Here is a 22,052-nt window from a genome sequence, read left to right on the forward strand (position 1 = left end):
TACCGCGTAAATACAATATAACATGTATATAAAGACATTTTCACCTGTAAATACTTGTGAATATGGTACTTTAGACCTAGAAATTCATCCTTGATTGTCCACCATCCACATTGAGGCTTGCTCCAACAATCCAAGAGGCCTTCTCAGAAGCAAGAAAAGCCACAACATTAGCAACTTCTTCAACTGCGCCAAAACGTCCTGCAGGAATTTCATTTTCCACAAATGCCTTAATTTTTTCCGGACTTTCTTCCATTCGCTTTTTCCAATTTCCCGTATCATGAAGAATACTTCCTGGCGCAACACTGTTTACGCGAATACCGTAACGGATCACTTCATCAGCGAGCGACTTGGTAAAGCTAATAAGAGCGGCTTTTGCATTATTATACGTAACCTTCCCACCACTTTCTCTTCCGAAAATCGAAGTAATATTAATGATAGCCCCGCTGCCATTTTTCTTCATCTGCTCAACAGCTAATTTACTTAAATGAACAGCTGAAAAATAATTCAGCTCCATCGCTACATGAAATAAATCCAGGTCTGTTTCTATTACTGTTCCACCGTTACTACCACCAGCATTATTAACAAGAATATCAATGGAGCCCTTCTTTTCGACAAAAGATCGAATTAGCTTTTCGCGTTCTTCAGTTTTTGTAATATCTGACTGAAAAATAGTAACCCCATCACCCAATTCTTCTTTTGCCTTTTTTAAAAAATCAACACTGCGCGCAGCAATCGCCACATTAGCACCTTCTGTAAGAAAAACCTTTGCAATCGCCTTTCCAATTCCTTTCGATCCGCCAGTAATAAGTACATTTTTTCCTTGTAATTGTAAATCCACCTTATACACCTCAATTATATGAATCTTTTTCAGTTACTTTAATATTCCATTCAAGCCCTGACGTTAAAGCTGGATTTGAAAGATTGGATGAGCCGATATAGGCAGTGCTGAAGCCTGTTTCTCTTTTGAACATATAAGCTTTGGCATGGAGCCTTGTGCGATCAACATCATAAGAAATTTTGATTTCAGTATTTGGCAGCTTGCTCAGTTCGATGATCGCCTTATAATCCGTGGCTTCCATGTACGATGTAGTTATGACCCTTAGTTCTTTGCCTGGCTGATTAGTAAAAGTTTGGAGTTCTTCTATAATACAACGTAAGCCGCTCCATTTGATAAATGAAACGAGCAGATCGATAGAATCAGCAGTTAGAATTTCCTTTTTCAATTCTCCCAGCATGTTCAGCTCATAATTAGAGCCGGTAAATAACGAACTTTGCGAAATCGGCGTAACGAGACGAATCACTTCACCTTTCTTTGATGCTTCTAATCGAATTCAGTTTTGAATAGACAGAGGTAAGCACTTCGCCTTCCTCTTCTATTTTTAATTCTTTAATTTAAGAGCACGCCTAGTTACGGCCGATATATACGATGATAGTAGTTTTCTGGCTTCTTCAGGATCAAGTGACTCCTTCCCTACTTCGTAATTATCTATATCTAATGTAGCTAGTTCGCTTTTAAGTTTTGTATTGATAATTTCTTCGTAAATTCCTTGTTTGACAATTTTCTGTCCATTCGCCATTTGTATATCAGCCTCATTTAACCGGCAACGTTGCTTTCTAATTCGATCTTATACGACTTCAATTATCCATATGATACTGCTAGACTGTAGCTCACGTAATTGTTCCTTAAGTGTTTTCTGTGAAGATTCAGTTATGTTGTTGTCATCTGAGTTTCCCCCGTGTAAAACTTTCTTTCCCGCTTCCTTCATTTCTAGATAAAGCTTCTTATAAAACTCTATTGCTTCGTTATTATTTTTCATGGAATTCTTAATAAGATCTTCTACTTCTTTCTTAGTAACCCCATTCGTATCAAGAATCTCGAAATTTTTCTTTTTTAATGATAGTCTAACTGCATAATGAGCTCCTTTTTCACTTTCAATTTCCTTATTTTCTGTATATATAAGAACAACATCATTACATTTACAGCTAGGATTCATGCAATAAAGATCTTCAATATAATATAGTACACCTTTTTCTTTAGTGCCAAGCGCCAACCCATCTGTCACATTGAAAACTTCTAAATAACTAAACGTATTTCCACTTAAAATATCAGATGGTTTTAAAAATTTCACAATTCATCAGTTCTTTTTTTCAAAATAAATCACTTGCATTTAACTTATTCCCAACCTGAAAAGTACATGGTAGAATCATATCATTGTTTTCGTACTATATAAAGTTGCTGGTGGTGGGCTGTGAAAGAATCTGTACTCATTCAAAATAAGAAAAAAATCAATATAAATTTTAGCTTTTTCATAAAAGACAAGGTGTTTACGATTTCGCTTTTATTAGCGATTGCAAGCTGTTTCATTCATCCTCCAAAATTGGAGTATGTTAATATTCATGTTTTGGTCAGTTTATTTAGTCTTATGATTGCGATTAAAGCACTGGATGAACATAGAGTACTAGACAAAATTGCGATCAGTATCATAAGTAGATGTAATAGTAGTAAATCTGTTTCAGCTATACTCATTTTCTTATGTTTTTTCAGTTCAATGTTTGTCACAAACGATGTGGCGTTACTGACTTTTGTACCATTGACCCTTGTTATCAGCAAACGGACAAGTACGCCCATGATGGAGACGATTATTCTGCTAACCATTGCTGCCAATATTGGGAGCAGCTTGACACCCATGGGAAATCCACAGAATTTATTTATCTATGCTCATTATGGGCTAAACCCGACGACTTTTTTTAACACCGCCTTCTCCATCGCAGTTCTTGGAATTGTAGCTCTTTATTTTTTGATTGATAGACTTCATGGGAAGCAATTGAAAGTGAATCTGGCTCCAATACAGGTCAAGAATCGAAAAGCAGCAATGATTTGGGGACTAGTCTTAGCTGTCATCATTATGTCTATTTTCGGGGTCATAAGTGATCAAATTGCGTTCGTCGTCACTTTGGTAACCGTCTTTCTTTTTAATAAAAAATTATTGATGAAGATCGATTATTCTTTGCTTTTAACTTTTATTTGTCTTTTTATTTTTGTTGGAAACATCTCGCATACAAATGCTGTACAGGCGGTTGCTAGTGCAAGTCTAAAAGACTCAAGTTCAGTCTATTTCAGCTCTATTTTGTTAAGCCAATTGATCAGTAATGTCCCTGCCTCAATCCTTCTTGCAGAATTCACGACCGATTGGAAACCATTATTATTGGGAGTGAATATCGGGGGATTAGGAACGATCATCGCTTCGATGGCCAGCGTCATCTCTTACAAACTATATATTCAGGTAAACCCTAAAGAGACAAAAAAGTATTTACTAACATTTAGTTTCTATAACTTTTCTTTTTTAGCATTTTTTACTTTTGTTCAGTATTTTATTTTATAGGAACACGGTGACAGTTCGGTTCCCGTGTTCCATTTCGGTTGATGGCTAACAAGCTAACTCAACAAATCCCGAATATCTTCTTCTGTAAGTGTCACCAAATGTCCATTTTTCGGATCAATGACTTCCTCTATCAGATGCCGCTTCCTATCTTGCAATTCATTCATCTTTTCCTCAATTGTCCCTTTGGCTACAAGCTTGATTACCTGAACTGTTTGTTTTTGGCCTATGCGATGTGCGCGGTCTGCCGCTTGTTCTTCGACGGCAGGATTCCACCAGCTATCATAAAAGATAACGGTGTCTGCACCGGTTAAATTAAGTCCTGTCCCACCTGCCTTTAAGGAAATCAGAAATATGTCACGTTCACCAGCATTATACCTATTACATAACTCAAGCCTCTCCTCTGATGGAGTCTGCCCATCTAAATAGAAATGAGAGATTTCTTGAATAGCTAGTTCTTGCCCTATCATTTGTAGCATCTTCGTAAATTGAGAGAAAATCAACAGACGACGTCCGGAACGTCTTGCATCTTCAACAATCTGCAGTAGCTGTTCAAATTTTGCCGAAGTTCCTGTATAACCATCTACAAAAAGTCGAGGATGACAGCAAATTTGACGCAGTCTCGTTAAACCAGCTAGGACTTTAATACGATTCTTCCTTATCGTTTCCTTATCCAAATGTTTTAGAGTTTTATGACGTAGTTTTGCCAGATAAGCAGCATAAAGTTTCTTCTGTTCTGGTAGTAATTCGCTCATTTCCAATACTTCCTTTTTCCGAGGTAATTCATCAAGAACATCCTCTTTGACCCTACGCAGCATAAAGGGGCGAATCCTCCGCGCAATCTGTTTATTCGTTAATTCACTATACTCTCTTAATCCTAGAAATAATTCGGGAAAAACGACATGAAAGATAGACCATAGTTCCTCCAACGCGTTTTCCATCGGTGTGCCCGTTAAAGCAAAACGATGATTTGCCTGTAGTTTTTTCACAGCACGAGCGGTTTGGGTAAGGGGATTTTTAAACACTTGTGCTTCATCAAAAAATACAACATGAAATTCCTGCTTCACGTACCAACTCAGATCACTTCGTAATAAAGGATAACTTGTGATAAGCACGTCTATACCGTCAAGTTCGGTTTGCAGTTTTACTCGTTCAGACTTGGTCCCATCCATAATTACCGTCCCAATATCGGGTGCAAATTTCATAATTTCGCTTTGCCAATTGTACGTAACAGACGAAGGACACACAATCAAGGCCGGTTGTCCTTTTTCACTAATAATCGAAAGTTCAGATAAAATAAAGGCGATGCTTTGAACCGTCTTCCCAAGTCCCATTGAGTCTGCCAGAATTCCTCCAAATCCATAACTAGCAAGAGTTTTCATCCAATTAAACCCGTGCTTTTGATAGTTTCGCAAAATTCCCTCTAGCTGCGCTGGAACGTTAAACTGCAATCGTTCTGGATGTTGAAGTTTCTCTATAAACTCCCGAAATGATGCTTCGTGTGATACAACATCATTATCCTCAAAATAATTAAGTAGCCTAAGTCCTTCGACAACAGGTACTTCGAAGCGCTCTTCCCATTCATCGTCTTGAACAGGGACAGCATGCAAGAAACGTTTGATTTCTTCCATCTCTTTCGTCTCTAAAGATAGCAACGCACCATCACGCAGGCGGTAGTACTTCCGTTTTTCTTCCAGTGCTGCTAAGACTTCTTTGATCTCCGTCTCGGGAATACCGTCAATCTTAAACGAAAACTCAAGCAAGTGGTTCCGTTCCTTATAATGCCTCACCTTGATTTTCGGTATTGTAGTTTTTGGTACAATCCGTATCCGTACGGCAGTTGTCGCATACACCTGTACGACTTTCTGCAATTTCGGTAATACATGGTACAAAAAGTTATATTCTAATTCTTCATTTTGTAAATAGTAGCCACTTTCCGTTTGGCTATACTGGCTCTCCTCCATCAGTTTAAGAATGACTTCTTCCTTCTCCATATCTCGAATAACCATCGATCCTACTTTTGGTTGCCGATAATCTAGTGGATTGATGACAACATTTTTATAATGAAACTCTAGTCCTGCTAGCAGGCGATTTTTCACACGATCTAAATAGAGCTTTGCCTGTAACGGAGTTTTATGAAGCTGTGCGGTAATATCCCCGGATAAATGAACCTCCCCTATATTTCTTAAGATTGGCAATAGTTTTTCCAAATAATATTTCAATTGATGACTGGGTATTAGAATTTCATTCGTTCTGGAATTCTCCAGCATTCGCTTTAATTCATGGAGCCGTTCCACTTCTCCTCTTTTTATAACAACGGCTTTTCCAGCAAAAAGGACGGTGTCATATTCTTTTAAAATCATCATCTGGCTCAGACCGTGAATAATGAGTTGGTACCCGTTTTCTTCTGTACCCGTAAATTCAAATGTTAACGGCAACGGTTCATCGGTAACACGGAATTGTTGATAGCTTTTTCCACTATATTGTAAGTTTACTTGTGGGGCACGTACTAATAGCGGTTCGACATTTTTCCAGAATGATGCCGGAACGAGTAACATCCTTTTGTCCTGATGAACCGCGGTAGTTGGTAATGCCTGATGATACATTTTTTCGTCATCTATAACAAGAATGAGCTGATCAATAATAGCGTTGGTTACACTATCAAAACAATGTTTATTTGGGTCGTATTGGAATTCGTTTGAGAGGGTGTGACATCTTCCTTCCTTAACACTTTCTAGAAAATCACGAATATCGGCTACTCTCTGTGCTGCAATGGAAATTTCGATACCAAATCGGGTATTTCCCCGAGCGGCAATGCCTTTACAGAAAATAATTGTTTCCAGTACTTGTCTATTTTCAAAATGGAGTTGTTGTCCACTTTTTAATGGTTGTTTCGACTCAAATAATTGTAGCAACCCTTCCGATAGCTCTCCCTCTGTTTGGTCAGCGGCAGTATGCTCTCCTTGTTTCATATCTTGCTGATGATGCTGCCAAGCAAGTAATACCGCAGCAACATGTTGGCAATCTTTATCTATAGAAGAAAGTGAAGGGCAGCTACAGGTTGCTTGAAATCCTTCTGAATCTTTCTCAAGGTGAACTTGGAAATACTCGACTCCATGGACTATAGCTTGTAATGAAGTAGGAGTTACTTCTTCTATCACTACTTTTCCGTTACGATAAAAGGCCTCTCCTCTTTTAAAGGAGACAGCCCCACAACGCTCTTTGATGATTTTTTGATTGAGTTTAATTTTCACTAGGTTGCCTCCTTTCATTTAAAACGGACTTTAAATTTACTTCTATAAATTTATCATGAAGAATAATTTCTCGCTAGATTAACATCAATGATTGGTTTATGGTTATTAAGTGTTTCAAATTACCTTAATCACTTTAATAATATAGTAATACTATTATATTTAAACATCTATAAAAGAATAACATTAAGCAAAAATCTAAGATTACTTGTCAGAAAATTGTCAATTTTGGTATTTTTATATAATTAGATTTTTCAGAAATCTATTGCATAACCTTTATATTAGTGATATATTCTAATCACATGAAAAATTAAAAAATATTCTAACAAAATAATATCGATTCAGTTATCAGAAAAATAAAATAATTATATTGTTATTTCAATATTAAAATAGTTGAATATTTTTTATTATTAATGGAGGTCTTATTTATGGCATCAAGAAATTCATTCTCATTTGTCGTTTCAGTAGGTTTTATGTTATTTGCGCTATTCTTTGGAGCTGGAAACTTAATATTCCCTGTTATGCTTGGGCAAATGGCAGGAGAAAATGTTTGGGCTGCAAATGCTGGCTTTATCGTAACCGGAGTTGGATTACCAGTTCTAGGCGTTCTTGCATTGGGATTCTCTGGGAAAAACGACTTGCAATCTCTAGCAAGTAGAGTTCATCCTATATATGGAATTTTATTTACATGTGCGCTTTATCTTTCAATCGGCCCACTTTTTGCAATACCTAGAACGGCAACAGTATCTTATGAAATCGGAATTAAACCTTTCTTTGGAGACAATGCAGGGTCCTTACCTTTACTGATTTTTTCAATTGTCTTTTTTGCGATTACTTTATTCTTTTCACTAAAATCTTCTAAATTAGTTGATATTGTCGGAAAAGTGTTAACACCTATATTACTACTATCAATTGCTGTTCTTATTGTTGCTGTTTTCCTTAATCCAATTGGGGAAATTCAAGCACCAACTGAAAATTATTTAAATAATGCCTTTTTCAAAGGATTTCAAGAAGGGTATTTAACAATGGATGCACTTGCTGCTTTTGTATTTGGGATCATTATCATCAATACAATGAAGAATAGTGGTGCAGTTACGAAGAAGGAAATTATGACTTCCAGTTTGAAGGTTGCGCTTATTGCTGGCGGATTACTCGCGGCAATCTATTCTTCCCTTGCCTTTATGGGGGCAACAAGTGCTTCAGAACTAGGCATGTTAGATAATGGCGGTGCCATTCTTGCGGCAGTTTCCGCTCATTACTTTGGTTCATACGGAAATGCGTTACTTTCTATTATTGTAATTGCGGCTTGTTTAACAACTAGTATCGGCTTGATCACATCATGTGCAGCATATTTCAACAAATTAGTACCAAGTATTTCATATACAAGATGGGCAATCATTTTCACATTGTTTAGTACAGTCATTGCAAACTTTGGTTTATCAACATTAATTTCTATCTCAGTACCGGTTTTAGTCGCTCTTTATCCGTTAGCTATTTGCCTACTAGTGTTAACATTCCTTTACCCTCTATTTAAAGGCAAAAAAGCGGTCTATCAAGTTAGCATGTTATTAACTGGTATTGTAAGTGTATTTGATGGATTAAATGCGGCTGGCATTAAGGTACAGGTCATCAATGATCTATTTACTACTATTCTTCCACTGTATTCGGTAGGATTAGGTTGGATTTTGCCAGCGATTATTGGAGGACTCGTTGGGCTTGTCATCAATGCAGTCAAAAAAGCGGATTATCAAGTGTCACCAGTTGAAAATAATTAAAAGAAAAAATTTCAGGTTATCCATGGTGGAAAAGTGAATCAAGCCAGTTGAACAATCGACGCCTAAAATATGAAAGCATTTTGAACTGCTTGCGTATTTTAGGCTTTTTATATTATTGGGGTTTATTGAATGGTGCAATCAATACTGTCTGATCATTACCAAGACATAGTATGAATTATGAAACAATAGGAAAACTATGTAAAAAGGGGTCTGGAGTGCCGATATGCTAAATCATTTATATAAAAAATACAAGGATAAGTTTCAAGACCAAAAGGATTATCCCGAACAATCATCACTTGATGATATTCAAAGAAAGAATCAGAATATTGATTCTGTACTTGAAAATAATATCTCAATAATTAAAAAGATGTATTCAATACCAGAAAATAGTGATGTTAAAATCCATAATTTCACTATTAATGGTTTAAATAAAAAGGCTGCACTCTTATTTATTTCAACTATTTCTGACGTAAGGGTGATCAGTGAACATATTATAGAGCCTCTTTTACGCAATGAAAATTCTATAAAATCAATCAAAGATATTATACAGGTCCAATCAATTTCTGAGATAAAAAAAATAAAGGATGTAACGGATGGTGCAAATCAAGGAAATACAGTCCTTTTTGTTGATAGTGATCATCGAGCATATGTAATAGGGACTTCCAATTTTCAAAGTAGATCTGTTGAAAAAGCTGAAAATGAAAATGTTGTAAAAGGACCAAAGGAAGCATTTAATGAAAAAGTAACGACAAATATTTCATTGATTCGTAAGAAAATTAAAAATGAAAATCTTATAGTAGAAACAACGCAAGTCTCAGTACGCTCAAAAAATGAGTTATATATTTTATACATAAAGGATCTTGCAAATGATAAGCTGGTTAAAAATATTAAAGAGAGGGTCAGTGCATTAGAGGTTGATGCAATCCAAAATCTTAGCTTGTTAGAACAGTATATAGAGGAAAGACCAGCCTCTATTTTTCCAAGTATTCTATACACGGAGAGACCTGACCGTGCTGCTTCATTCTTGGAAGATGGGTATATCGTTCTACTCATGAATAATTCACCGGCATCTTTAATTCTACCAGCGACCTTTTGGGCCTTTATTCATAATCCCGAAGATCACTATTTACGTTTTATCTATGGTAATTTTATTAGAATTCTTCGTGTATCAGCATTATTTATTACACTTTTTGCTTCAGCAATTTACGTTTCTATCACAAATTATCATTCTGAAATGGTGCCAACTGACCTCCTATTAGCGATATCAGCAACGCGTGAAAAGGTCCCCTTTCCATCCTTTTTCGAAATTTTAATGATGGAAATAGCATTTGAGCTTATTAGAGAAGCTGGGTTACGAGTACCTAGCCCAATTGGACCGACAATCGGAATCGTCGGGGCGCTCATTCTAGGTCAGGCAGCCGTTCAAGCCAATATCGTGAGTCCAATTATCGTCATTGTTGTTGCATTAAGTGGGCTATGCTCATTCACCATTAGTGATATCAGTATGAATTTCGCCATTCGAATTATTCGGTTTGCCTTTATCCTCTCATCAGGATTATTTGGTATATATGGTATGGCATCTTTATTTACAATGGGCCTTGCTTATATGGTATCAATCAAATCATTCGGTGTTCCTTATTTGGCTCCAATGTCACCGAAATATCCATCATCAAAAGACACCATTATTAGACAATTATTAAAGAATGAAAAGATTCGTCCGGGTTATGTGAAACCGAAGGATCATATCAAAAAGCAGAGGAATTAGATACTCTATGGAGAAAACAGTTGGGAAAATTGGGATAAGAGAATATGTCGCAATCATTCTGCTTGTAGTTGGTGTGAAGCTCGCAGATGATACACCTGCCATTTTAGTTGAACCATTAGGTAGTGCGTACTGGATGGTACCACTGATAAATGGAATCTTATCTTTTATCCCAATTTATCTAATGATTAAGGTTATTACATTATATAAAAATAAAAATTTGCATGATTGTATCATTCATTTATTTGGAAAATATATTGGCAACAGCTTATCTACGATTTTGTTACTTCTCGGTATTTGTGCTCTAATCGTCGATTCTGCGGTTTATGTTGATATTATTAGTACAATGTACTTTACCAATTCACCACCATTAATAATTTTTGCCGTCTTAATGACTACTAGTGCTTATATTGCAAAAAAAGGGTTAGAGCATCTGGGTACTATTTCATGGTTAGTTCTTTTCTACCTTTTGATTTCCATTTTTATGGCTCTATTGTTTTCACTACAAGATGGCAATGGACACTTGATATTTCCTATTTTCGGTCCTGGTGCATGGGAGGTCATCAAAGAAAGTACGTCCCATGTGTCAATTTATGCTGATTTTTTCTTTTTGGGACTTATCGCGCCTTATCTTGTATCAGCTAAAGCTTTTAAAAAAGGGACGATTACCGGATTATGTATCGTATCGATTTTAATCTGTTTTTCCTTTCTTATTTATTTATTTGTATTTGATTATGAAGGTTTAAATATGGTGAATTACCCTTTTCATGAATTAATACGCTTAATTCGCCTTGGATTTTTAACCAACGTTGAAACCTTTTTCTTTCCATTTTGGGTAGTTGCCACATTTATTCGATTTTCTTTTTATTTGTATTTAATTGCACTTTTTTTGGGTAGGATTTGTAATATCAAAAACTTTGAATATCTAATCCCAACAATTGCAACAATTACCGTTATTATCGGTATGGCACCTGATGCCCCTACCTTTACTATTTTTACTTTAAGGGAAATGCTATTGGAAGTTACTAGCCCTGTGTTTCTGTTATTTCCTTGCTTCATGTGGTTAATTGCCAAATTAAAAGGGGAGTTTAAACATGATAAAGCAAATCACCATTAAGCCAATCCTAATATTTACAACTCTTTTAATTTTAACAGGTTGTTGGGATCAAGAGGAAATTGATCAAAGGGCCTATGTTCTAGGAATTGGATTAGATAAAACAAGTTATAAAGGCATTATTAAGGTCACCTATTTAATCTCTAATCCCGAGGCTGGATCGACCCAGGTAGGCGGAGGTTCACAGGAACCAACACATGAAACTATAACATTTAATGCACCGGATTTTATACGATCTCAAAATATTGCTAATGCTGTGATTGCAAAGACTATTACATATGATATATTAGATTTCTTTGTTGTTTCTGAGGATTTTGCAAAAGACAAAGATTTTATTCGTTGGATTTATGATGCTACAAAAGACCGTGACATTAGGAGGGATACAAGACTTATTATTACAAAAGAAATGGCAAATAAATTTATCGAAAATAATAAACCAAAACTTGAAACGAGAAGACATGAATATTTTGAAATAATGTTTAAGGATTCAATTAAAATAGGTTTAATACCTGATTCAACCATCCACAATTTCTTTCGAATAACAGAGGCAGATGCAGATCTTTTTATAACTGCCTATGCAACGACTGAGCAAGACGAAGATACTGCAGAACTAAATTCTGACCCGGAGTTAATAGCGGGAAAATTAAAGGTAACCGGAAATACTAATCCGGCACAATTTTTAGGCTCTGCAATTTTTAAGGAAGGAAGAATGATTGGAACATTGTCCGTGGAGGAAACTCGCATTGCTGAATTAATGAATACAGCCATGGAAATGCCTAGTTTTTTAGAGTCTTTTCCTGATCCTTTTATGGAGGGCTATTGGATTACTGCCCGGTATACACAAATAAATGACCCTGAAATAAAAGTTGACGTAACACAAAAAACTCCCAAAATACGTGTAAATCTTCCCTTATTGGTTGAAGTTTTAACAGACCATAGCATGGTTAATTATGCCAATAATAAAGATAAAAGAGATGAATTAAAGGAGCATATGAAAAAAAGGATTCAAGAACGTATTGCTGCACTTGTTAAAAGGACACAAGAAGAATTTCTAGGGCAACCATTCGGCTTTTCATTAGCTGCACGAAAGCATTTTTTAACCATTCCGCAATGGGAAAAATATGATTGGATGAAATCATATCCGGATGCAGTAATAGAAATTAGTGTAGATATTACATATGGTGAATTTGGACGACAAAGTGAATTACCTAGTTATCAAAGGGTTCGTGATTAAAAATGAAAATCTTTGTTTATGTGATGATGATTATCATATTCCTTTATACTGCTGGATTCTCAGTTACATTATGGAAGGAAAAAAGTAAAGTAGGGTCAATCGTTGTATTTACACTTGCATTAGTGGTGGTCATTGCTCCTTTTTTTACAATTATTAAATAGTACGATCAAAAGTAACTAAAAAACACTCACAAACATTGATATTTCAACATTTGTGAGTGTGTCGATGTTCCAAAAATATTACAATTGTACCATTACTTAATCTTTGCTTGGTAACCAAGACGAAATCCGCTTTCAATTAAGTTGTCTAATTTCTTTATCTCAAGGCTATTTGTCTATTGAAGATCATTACGACCATTCACTGCCATTACTCTACATTTTCCACAAGTACCCTTTTTACACTTATAATTTAGAGATAATTTTTGTTCAAGAGCAGCCTCCAAGATAGATTGGCCTTTTTTATTTCTATTTGAAAATAACGACGGTTTTGTTTTATATCTATTCTTCCACTTGTTTCGCTGATAATTAGAGTTTCCTCGATCGTTGTTTTATAAATCGTATGTGTGTTCATAGTATCAAACTTCAAGGCTATGAATTATGGAATAATTTCAAAAACGGTACCTTTGTTAAAATCTGTTACATTTCTAGAACCATGAACCCCTAAAAAAAGTCTGGTTTGATTCTGATTTGTTCCCAAACTAACATAATAGGCTGATTGAGTTCCATAATTATAATCGGTTTCAATAACATGAAAATCATTTAGTTTACAATCTGTTCTTATCCTTGTGTAAGCTAAAACCCCTCTAGCTGGTGTTTGAGTTTTTTGACTACGGACAAAATCAGTAAACACAACGCTTCCCGATAAAGTGGAGATACTATTCCCCATGTAAACTTGCACCCCTGTTAGTGAAATTCCTTCAAATTTATCAGGGCGGGGGTCTTTATGAAAATAACTTATTAGAGGCGGAATACGCTGAATGGAAGTGACCAATGTCTCATTGTAATAGGCAATTGTTTTCTCATCCATAGTCGAGTCTTCAGAGCAACCCCTTATAATTGAAGTGGGGAAAGCACCTTCCCATCCCCGCCAACCTAAGTTAATAAATCCGTTTTGGTCAGGTACAGAATTCGTTAAGGAAGCTTGAACAAGATGAGTAACCGGTATTGGTTTATAAGATGCGAATGAGAAAATCGACTCGACCAAATCCTGTCCGACATTTCCCACATATTTGATGTACCCATTTTGAAACCTTTGAAATGATATACCAGTTATGTTACGAACCCCTTTGGCAATTACCGTAAGCGTTTCTTGAATAGGTACAGGGAGTTCTTCAAAACGTGTGACAACAGGTGGATTTTGAATATATGGCATCTTATCTACATCAATTTCAATTATTTTACCGGCTATTTCCATATCATCCTGGCTTAAATTAAATGGATCATAGCCCGATCCACCATCTCCTGTTGTTAAAACCATTTTTCCTGTTTCAGGTGAAAAATTCAAGCTATTAACGCCGTTATGATTAAAAAATGGCCTTCTTAAGTTAAGTAATGTTCGTCGTTTTTGAGGTTGACCATTCGATTGTAAAATCCATTCTTCAACTGTATCAATATGATCATATTGAGTTTCTCTATTTATCCACCTCAGATTTAACGTTTTGGGATCACACGGATTAGGGGTAAAGCGTTCGGTAAGGGCACCTGGACCTTGTGTTCCAGCTACTGAATAATGAAGATAAAACAGACCGTTATAATAAAACTGGGGATGGAACGCTAGTCCAATCAATCCCCGTTCATCATATCCACCACGAGAAACACCTGGTTCAGATGTACCTAGTTTTATAATTCGCGAGCGAATATCTAAAAAAGTTTTTATCATCCCATTTCCTACATAAAAGATCTCCCCTACCTGAGTTGCAATAAATAATCTTTCAAATGAGTCACCTGGAAGTATAGTTGTTTTCAAAACAGTTGGTAAATTGATATGACTAACAATGGGCTGTAAACGAACTTTAACTTTCACCAATTAACTTCACACCCCTTTATGCTGTTCCTCGTATAAGAATATGATTTGAAATTTTCTATTAGTACGGTGACTCATTAATGGAGATTCAGCATTCCACATATTTTAGTTATCACATAAAATTTTGTATTTTCAAAAAATAAAACTGGCATTAAAAGAATAAACACAGTATATTATAAATATAGTTTAAAAAACGAGGTGATTATCATAATGGTTAGAAAAATTTGGGATTCTTTCTGGTATCAAAACGGAAAAGTTAGACAACGTATTTGGCTTGACGGCGATAGGTATATTGTCTCTTCTACGATCAAAAGTGTAACCGCTTACAATTATGGTAGTACCCCAGAAAACGCAAAAGAAGCTTCTCTTTTTAAACTTCAGAAAGTGCTGAATAAAAAAGAAAAGGACCGCAAATTTATTGCTAGAGAGAACGGCTATGTTGTACTATATCGAGTTAAATGAGAATTACGGTGACGGTTCTAGACACTGAAATAGTCCCGATTTTTTCCGGTACCATTCAAGAACCGTCCCTATGTTGATCCTCCTATTAAAACAAACCCAACTGTTTTGGTGAAAGCCCATCATATTCAATTAAACTTTAAATTCTACCAATGTACTTTGTATCTCTTGTAATTCCCGATTGACCCGGTACCCAATTTGCCGGAACAACCTCCCCAGTCTTTCTATTATATTGCAGACCTTGAATGATCCTTACTATTTCGAAAATATTTCTCCCGACATCCGGAGGATTAACAAATTCGGCAATCATCATTCCTTCTGGATCTATAATGATTGTTGCTCTGAATGCTGCACCAGTTTTCTCATCTAACACTCGATATGCTCTACTTATTTCTTGTGTTCTGTCACTTAGCAGCGGAAACTTTATCTTAGAAACAGTTGGAGAAACCTCGGTAAAAATTTTATGAGAAAATACACTATCCGTACTTATGGCCAGCACTTCAGTATTTAAGACTTTCAGTTGATCATAAATAGCAGCGACCGCTGCCAACTCCGTCGGTCAAACTAATGTAAAATCACTCGGATAAAAAAATAAGATCACCCATTTCCCACGAAAACTTTCTAGATGAATATCTTTCATTTTCTTTTCGATATTGTCGTAAGCTTCTGCTACAAACAGAGGTGCTTTATCCATTATTTGTGCGCAAAATGGTTGTACATCGTTCTTAGCCATAAAACACCCCCCCTTTTAGATAGTTCAACACATTTATCCATATGCCCTGGACAAATTGTCGGTGTCTTCAATGATTAATTCAAGTACTCGACAATCCTATTCAGATGGTCACTAAATTATAAAGCCCCTTAATCTTTTGAAAAAGAATAGAGCAATCTCAACCCAGAGCCAGTTGTAAAATAGGGCAAATAAGAAGATACCACCTGTAGTAAGGTATGAAAAGGAATAGGATACAGCTGGACCAAGAACAGGGAAGCGGAAAATATAGAGTAAACTAATAATACCTGTCGTTAAGAGAATGGCACCAACAAAAATAATACTTACTCGTTTCTTGAAAAAGGAAAAAGCTGCTCCTATTCCTATTCCTAACAACCCAGTTGTAAAAGGAAACACGTTTAGTTCACTAGGTACCAAAATAAATAACAACAGAATAGTAAGAAAATAGGACATCACACCAACCGGAAGCGAAAACATAGCGCAGATCAGAATCGGTAAAGTGGCAAATGGGCTGATAAAGTATCCAATCCCTGGCAGAAAACCACCCGCTGCCTGAAGTACAGCAGCAAGACAAGCGAGAAAAGCTCCTAAAACAAGCATCCTTGTTTTTGTAAGATTACGAAACTGTAATTGGGCAACCTGAATATCATCTGAAATTGATCTTAAAAAATACATTTATCCACCCCGTTCAAAATATTTGTTAAATACAATATATTTAACATTTATTAGGAGTGGACCTATAATTATGTATTCTCTGTCACAAAACGGGACACAGTTCCCGACCCCGTGACCCATCTAAATCTGTTTTAACAAGTATTCACAAACTTGGCTTGAACTTAGTCTTGCTGCTACATAAGGGGACTGAACCCCTCTGGCTCCTTCAAGTGGAAGTCCCAGCCACAAAACCTTCTCATCAATCATTACAAACGGAAACGGAAAGCGATCGGAAATAATAGTTAATTTTACTCGTTTTTCTTTATTTAGTAACTGCTTTTTCCATTCTTCCTGTAAGTTGGTTCCCATCGGCAAGGAGATAGTAATCGATGACTTTGCCGATTGCAGGTCCTGAAAAACCCCCTCCAATTTTCGTGCATGAATCCACCTTAACTTAGAGTGTTGGTTTCGAATCCATGAACCAATATCTTTTGTTGTAACCCCTTGTTTGTTCCGGACCTGATGGTCAACGAGTTGTCGTAGCGTTTTTCCTTGGTAAATGTGCTTTTCGATAAAATTTCTGTTACTGACATGAATAAATTTCCCCTTCGTTCTAGTAATCGCTACATTAATCAGACGTTCACTGTCCTTGCCGATTAACAGCATACCTACCCGGTCTTGCGGGTCACAGTCTACTGTATCAAATATCATCACATCCCGTTCACTTCCCTGGAATCGGTGGACAGTGGCCGCAATAATATCCGCGTGGCTGCGCTCTTTCTCATAAATTTCTTCAAGAAGCAGTTCCATAAGATTCGCTTGGGCTCGGTATGGTGTCACATATCCAATCGATTTAGCTCCACTTGCGTATGCTTCATTCATTAATTGAAAAGACAGCAACAATTGCCAGAGGTTGAATCTGGAATTGGTGCTTTTATCATTCATACAATGCAAGCCTGTGAAACTGGTATCCAGCAGGACAGCAGCATGGTCTTTAAAAGGAGTTTGACTTACGATCTTATTTCTGCTTTTATTGACACTTTCGTGATCTCCAACCAGTGATTGGTAAATGTACCGATTTGTAAATTCAGAAATATCAGGGTGCATCCTCCTCTGTTCTTTTAGTAAAAAAAGCTGCGGGTGAAGCTTCCCTTCATGCAACCAATCCACCATCCCAGCATGATGGAATACATCCTCTTTTAGCCATTTGGCCACAAATATGTCCCTGCTCGAAGCAATCGGAGGCAATTGCTTGAAGTCCCCGCAAATAATAACTCGCTTTCCCAAAGCTCCTGCAAAAGCTGCCTGTGGTACATAGGCCATACTTGCTTCATCAATGATGACGACGTCATATTCTCGTTCATAAACAGCACTGTCACTAGCCGCTTTTGCCAGTGTCGTTCCAATAATTAACGCATCTTTCACTAATTCAACTTCTTTTTCCCTTACTTTTTCCAGAACCCTTGCAATCTTTATCTCTAGTTCTAGCAAGTGATCCGAATCTCGTTTACTGAAGGAATGGGCTAAATCCTGCTTTAAGTGGCGCCTATCTTCCATTAGTCTATCTCTATCCTTGGCAAGGAGCGGGTCCTGCTTTTCAATAAGCAGATTTGTGGTAATCTCCTGATGGGTAGATAGAGTATCCCCGATGTTTCCACCATAGCGGAGCACATCCCCTTCTTGAAATCTTTTTTTCTTTTTAATAAAATCAGTAAGTTCACCCATCAATACATCGACAGCTTGATTGCTATGTGACAATATCAACACCTTTTTGTTCTGAATATATTTGTTAGCAGCTGTTCTAGCCAAGGTGTAGGTTTTCCCGGTACCCGGCGGTCCCCAGACAAATGTGACCGGATTATATTTGGACCGCAAAACTAGTTCATGGACATTACTTTTAATTTTTGCTACAGGATGCTTAGTTTCCATGGAAGGATTCATCAATCTTTTCACTCTAAGCCGCTTTTGTTTGCTTTTTTTGATTTCATCCAAGCGCTCTATTAATTGCTCCAACAGTTCCCAAGGGTCATGCAGAAGAAACGCATCCTGAATAAGATCGCCAAAGTTCTGTTCTATTGCCAGAATGACTCCCCTTCCCTCGGAGGAAAGCATTCTGCCAGTACTTTTCATCGTTCCCCACTCCAATTTTATAGAGGAACCAACTGGTATCTTTAATAAGAAAGCTGTATCAAAATAATAGCTATAAGTGCCGTCATTTGATAACAGCCTGCCATTTGTCACTGAATATCGGCTTCCGCCAAACTTTTTTAAGTAATTTATCTCTTGATGCAGTGCTTGCTGCCATTCTTTTATATAAGTTTTGGTTGTTGTCATTTGCTCCCTCTTATCTTTACTGCTTTCTATATTATTTAAATGTTCTCTCCTATTATAGTATAATAAAGCTGAGCACTTACCCTTTCCCAATAACCATTTTGATACAATTGTGATAACACTCGTTCTCTGCTCGGTTGATAATATGGAGCGAGTATTACAAGAATGCAAAAGAGTTCTTAAACCAAACGGAAAATTACTAGTTTTAGAGCATATAAAAATGGAACAGCCATTTTGTGCAGGATTACAGCATCTTTTAACACCAGCTTGGAAACATATTGCTAATGACTGCCATCTTAACAGGAATCCAGAGGTTTTAATAGAAGAATGTGGATTTAATATTATCTCAAGTAAAAAATACCTTAAAAATAGTCATCTTTTAAATGATTCCTTAACCTCATCAGCAACACTTTGAGCAAAATGACCGAGATCCTTCCTTTGGTAAGACTTAATTACTTCTGGTGTAATCGCTGAAAGAGCACGATTAATTAAAGATTGGTCATAATTTTTTAGTTTGAGCTCGTTCTCTAATTCTACTGCCGCTTTTATACCATAATAAGTAGCCAACTTGTTGATTTCATTGACAATTTCAGGGTCGCCCTTCCTAACCTCTCCGATTCTGGTAAATAGATCTACGATATCATCAGGAGATTGTTGTTCCGTAATGAAATAACCTTCTCCATTTTTGAAAAGGTCCACGGAATGCCCTACAAACTTCATACTAACAATTTGTAATTCAGGGAATTCTTTTTGGAGATCTGACGTTTTCAAGGCAGTTGCCATGTTTACGAAGGTAACTTGGGAATGATGATTTTGCTTAAGAAAGTCGGCTATCCTAGTTGCAGGCAAAGCCATAATAATCGTATTCGTATTGGGTAACCCTTTTATTGATACAGGGGTACCGTTCTTATAATTGGAAATAAAACCTTTTACCTTTTCCTCAGACGGATGAAAAACACCTATTTCTTCATTGGTCTGATCCCACTGTTTCATTAGGGAGCTACCTAGTCTTCCAATGCCAACCAACGTTATTCTTGTCATAATCTCATACACGCTCCTTCCATTCCTCCGGCAATAATTGCTGATATTGTTTTTGTAAAAAGCGGTCATCAATAAGGGCGATCGTTCCTCGGTCATTTTCTGAACGGATCAGTCTACCTCCTGCTTGCAGCACCTTATTTATACCGGGATAGACATATGCATAGTTGTAGCCATTTTTTCCCTGTTTGTCAAAATAATCCTTTATCAAGTTCACTTCAAAACAAAGCTGCGGCAATCCAACTCCCAAAACCACTACTCCGTTCAAACGGTTGCCTATTAAATCGATCCCCTCGGAAAAGATACCACCAAGGACCGCAAAACCCAACAATGTTTCCCCTTGATTAGGCTTAAAAGCTTCCAGAAACGCTTCTCTTTCCTCTTCGATCATCCCTGTACTTTGAAGAAGTGTATTGGTTTCCGGGTCCAATTCTTTAAACAGGTCATAGACTGTCATCATATACTGATAGGAAGGAAAAAAGATTAAATAATTACCCGGACGTTTTTCAAGCAGTGATTGGACAAACGATACAATGGCAGCCTTTGTGCGATCACGGTCCCGATAACGGGTTGACAATGGTTTGATGATGACCTCCGTTTGTTCCCTTGAAAATGGTGACGGTAGTGACTGTACATAATCCTCTTTTTGACCGCCAAGTATATCCCGATAATACGGCAGTGGAGAAAGTGTCGCTGAGAATAAGATTTTAGCACGATACCCCTTCCCCATCTGCTGAAGAAGCTTAGCTGGATTGATGCAAAACAATTTGATATATAGATCATTTTTTCCCTGCTCGCCGTAAATGATATAGGAATCATCAAGAAGTTCCGCAATTTTTAAAAAGTTTTTCACATTGAAATACGCATCCAAAAGGTCTTCAGAGAATTCTGTTTGTAGTCCCCCTTCACATGCTTTTACAAAAGAATAAAGCAGAGTCTTTAAATCAGAATCCAATGCATCCAGGACAAATTCACACATTCCTTCTTTCGACTTTTTCAAAGCAATGAACCAGGCATTGATTTGCTTAGCAAACTCAGAAACTAGGCTCCCTTTTTCCTTATAATCCTTTTTTAATTGAAGAAAAGTCCTTTTATTTAAAGAGGCGGAAAACATGTCCCGACCACGGTCAACCAAATTATGTGCCTCATCAATTAATAAAGCTGTATTCTTCTTTTTCTCTCCGAGTAAGCGTTTTAATGATACCCTTGGGTCAAAAATATAATTGTAGTCACAAATGACAGCATCCACTTCATAGGCAAGGTCAATCGAGAATTCAAATGGACAAACCCTATGCTTATGCGAATATTTCTCCAACACTTCACGGGTAATCGCTTTTTCATGGCTTAGAATATCTAGAATGGATTGATTAATCCTGTCGTAATACCCATTGGCGTACTCACAATAATCCTTTTGGCAAATCGTTTTATCCTTAAAGCAAACCTTATCTTTGGCCGTGATTGTAATACTTTTAAGATCTAATCCGCTGGATTGCATCCGGTTAACCGCATCCTCTGCCGCTGTCCGGGTAATCGTTTTTGCGGTAAGGTAAAAAATACGATTGAGGTGGCCCTCTCCGATTGCCTTAACGGCTGGAAACAGAGTAGATATTGTTTTACCGATACCAGTTGGAGCTTTTGTAAACAGGCTTTTTTCATCCAGGATCGTCTTATAGACCGCTCCCGCTAATTTCCGCTGACCCGGTCGGTAGCTATCAAACGGGAAATCTAAGGCTTTAATACTTTCATTCCTGCTGGTGCGATGCTTTTGCTGAAGACCAGCATATGGTGTGAAGCCTTCCACCATTTGATGAGCAAAATGCTCTAATTCGGAAAAAGTGAAGTTCTTTTTATAGATTATGCATTCTTCCGATTCAACATGGACATAGGTAAGTTGAGCAGCAATCTCCGTTAACCTCTGGTCCTTCGAATATATATACGCATACATTTTCGCTTGTGCCCAGTGAACTGGGTACCCTTCCTCAGGTAGTTGGCTGGGCGGGAGAGAATAAGACTTAATTTCGTCCACAATTACTTCATCATCATGAAACAAAAGCCCATCACATCGACCATCAATGATAAAGGTAAGACCGTTATAAGGTATTTCCGTATGCAAATAAACTTCGGCCCGATCCGTTTCTCGATAGGTTTTTTGGATTTTTTGGTGAATCCTTGTCCCTTCTAGTAAAGTAGGCTGGGAGAGAAAACGCGAATCGATACTACCGCCCCGGTATACATATTCAACAAGACCACGCACAGATATATGAACATCATTTAACATTAAATCACCAACTAGTTTGAAAAT

The 22,052-nt window shown here is 37.0% G+C and carries 16 protein-coding genes and 3 pseudogenes; 8 read left to right on the forward strand and 11 right to left on the reverse strand.

Translation table 11 applies throughout. The features are described from left to right. Positions 1-76: 76 nt before the first annotated feature. The 3 genes and pseudogenes from BAZO_RS12990 to BAZO_RS13005 form a co-directional block, all read right to left on the reverse strand. Positions 77-838, reverse strand: a complete 762-nt coding sequence (locus BAZO_RS12990; protein ID WP_003332032.1) for an SDR family NAD(P)-dependent oxidoreductase — start codon at positions 836-838, stop codon at positions 77-79. 13 nt (positions 839-851) lie between these two features. After that, positions 852-1,577 (reverse strand): annotated as a pseudogene (locus BAZO_RS21810) (restriction endonuclease PLD domain-containing protein); the annotation flags it as partial. 48 nt (positions 1,578-1,625) lie between these two features. Continuing rightward, positions 1,626-2,063, reverse strand: a complete 438-nt coding sequence (locus BAZO_RS13005) for a hypothetical protein (protein WP_157382136.1) — start codon at positions 2,061-2,063, stop codon at positions 1,626-1,628. A gap of 186 nt (positions 2,064-2,249) precedes the next feature. Here BAZO_RS13005 and BAZO_RS13010 point away from each other — a divergent pair, with 186 nt between their 5' ends. After that, positions 2,250-3,383 carry an SLC13 family permease gene (locus tag BAZO_RS13010; RefSeq protein ID WP_003332036.1) on the forward strand — a complete coding sequence of 378 codons (1,134 nt, stop codon included), beginning with the start codon at positions 2,250-2,252 and terminating at the stop codon, positions 3,381-3,383. Between the two features lie 53 nt (positions 3,384-3,436). Here BAZO_RS13010 and BAZO_RS13015 read toward each other — a convergent pair whose 3' ends face one another. Then, positions 3,437-6,634, reverse strand: a complete 3,198-nt coding sequence (locus tag BAZO_RS13015) for a DEAD/DEAH box helicase (protein WP_003332037.1) — start codon at positions 6,632-6,634, stop codon at positions 3,437-3,439. Positions 6,635-7,059: 425 nt separating this feature from the next. Here BAZO_RS13015 and brnQ point away from each other — a divergent pair, with 425 nt between their 5' ends. From brnQ to BAZO_RS22450, 5 genes are all read left to right on the forward strand, one after another. Next, entirely contained in the window at positions 7,060-8,406 is a 1,347-nt protein-coding gene (gene brnQ, locus BAZO_RS13020) for a branched-chain amino acid transport system II carrier protein (protein ID WP_003332038.1), read from the forward strand. Positions 8,407-8,629: 223 nt separating this feature from the next. Further along, positions 8,630-10,171, forward strand: a complete 1,542-nt coding sequence (locus BAZO_RS13025) for a spore germination protein (RefSeq protein ID WP_003332040.1) — start codon at positions 8,630-8,632, stop codon at positions 10,169-10,171. 7 nt (positions 10,172-10,178) lie between these two features. Then, positions 10,179-11,285, forward strand: a complete 1,107-nt coding sequence (locus BAZO_RS13030) for a GerAB/ArcD/ProY family transporter (protein WP_003332041.1) — start codon at positions 10,179-10,181, stop codon at positions 11,283-11,285. Further along, on the forward strand, positions 11,263-12,516 hold the full coding sequence (locus BAZO_RS13035) for a Ger(x)C family spore germination protein (RefSeq protein ID WP_003332042.1): 1,254 nt from the start codon (positions 11,263-11,265) through the stop codon (positions 12,514-12,516). The genes BAZO_RS13030 and BAZO_RS13035 overlap by 23 nt, the downstream gene beginning before the upstream one ends. A gap of 2 nt (positions 12,517-12,518) precedes the next feature. Continuing rightward, the gene (locus BAZO_RS22450; RefSeq protein ID WP_157382137.1) at positions 12,519-12,677 is read left to right on the forward strand and encodes a hypothetical protein; all 159 of its coding nucleotides are present in this window, start codon (positions 12,519-12,521) and stop codon (positions 12,675-12,677) included. Positions 12,678-12,850: 173 nt separating this feature from the next. Here BAZO_RS22450 and BAZO_RS23450 read toward each other — a convergent pair. Next, positions 12,851-12,964 (reverse strand): annotated as a pseudogene (locus BAZO_RS23450) (2Fe-2S iron-sulfur cluster-binding protein); the annotation flags it as partial. A 146-nt stretch (positions 12,965-13,110) separates the two neighbouring features. Continuing rightward, a complete protein-coding gene (locus BAZO_RS13040; protein WP_003332043.1) occupies positions 13,111-14,541 on the reverse strand; it encodes a PQQ-dependent sugar dehydrogenase in 1,431 nt (476 codons plus the stop codon). Positions 14,542-14,748: 207 nt separating this feature from the next. On the opposite strand from BAZO_RS13040, the gene BAZO_RS13045 reads away from it, so the two are divergent. Next, positions 14,749-15,000 carry a hypothetical protein gene (locus BAZO_RS13045; protein ID WP_003332044.1) on the forward strand — a complete coding sequence of 84 codons (252 nt, stop codon included), beginning with the start codon at positions 14,749-14,751 and terminating at the stop codon, positions 14,998-15,000. Between the two features lie 136 nt (positions 15,001-15,136). Here the strand turns inward: BAZO_RS13045 and BAZO_RS13050 are convergent, their stop codons facing one another. From BAZO_RS13050 to BAZO_RS13065, 3 genes are all read right to left on the reverse strand, one after another. Continuing rightward, positions 15,137-15,730, reverse strand: coding sequence for a peroxiredoxin (locus BAZO_RS13050; RefSeq protein WP_081585713.1), 594 nt, complete (start codon positions 15,728-15,730; stop codon positions 15,137-15,139). 111 nt (positions 15,731-15,841) lie between these two features. After that, on the reverse strand, positions 15,842-16,402 hold the full coding sequence (locus BAZO_RS13060) for a YybS family protein (protein WP_003332047.1): 561 nt from the start codon (positions 16,400-16,402) through the stop codon (positions 15,842-15,844). Positions 16,403-16,522: 120 nt separating this feature from the next. Further along, a complete protein-coding gene (locus tag BAZO_RS13065) occupies positions 16,523-18,715 on the reverse strand; it encodes an AAA domain-containing protein (RefSeq protein WP_003332049.1) in 2,193 nt (730 codons plus the stop codon). 76 nt (positions 18,716-18,791) lie between these two features. Between BAZO_RS13065 and BAZO_RS21820 the strand changes: the two are divergent. Beyond that, positions 18,792-19,127, forward strand: a pseudogene (locus tag BAZO_RS21820) (class I SAM-dependent methyltransferase); the annotation flags it as partial. Here the strand turns inward: BAZO_RS21820 and BAZO_RS13075 are convergent. Both BAZO_RS13075 and BAZO_RS13080 read right to left on the reverse strand, forming a co-directional pair. Beyond that, positions 19,085-19,753, reverse strand: coding sequence for an NAD(P)-binding domain-containing protein (locus tag BAZO_RS13075; RefSeq protein ID WP_039957552.1), 669 nt, complete (start codon positions 19,751-19,753; stop codon positions 19,085-19,087). The pseudogene BAZO_RS21820 and the gene BAZO_RS13075 sit on opposite strands and share 43 nt — an antisense overlap. A 4-nt stretch (positions 19,754-19,757) precedes the next feature. Then, positions 19,758-22,028 (reverse strand): ATP-dependent DNA helicase, encoded by a 2,271-nt coding sequence (locus BAZO_RS13080; protein ID WP_003332052.1) that lies wholly within the window; start codon positions 22,026-22,028, stop codon positions 19,758-19,760. Positions 22,029-22,052 lie beyond the last annotated feature (24 nt).

The sequence above is a fragment of the Schinkia azotoformans LMG 9581 genome, from assembly GCF_000307855.1.
Classification (GTDB): Bacteria; Bacillota; Bacilli; order Bacillales; family Bacillaceae_J; genus Schinkia; species Schinkia azotoformans.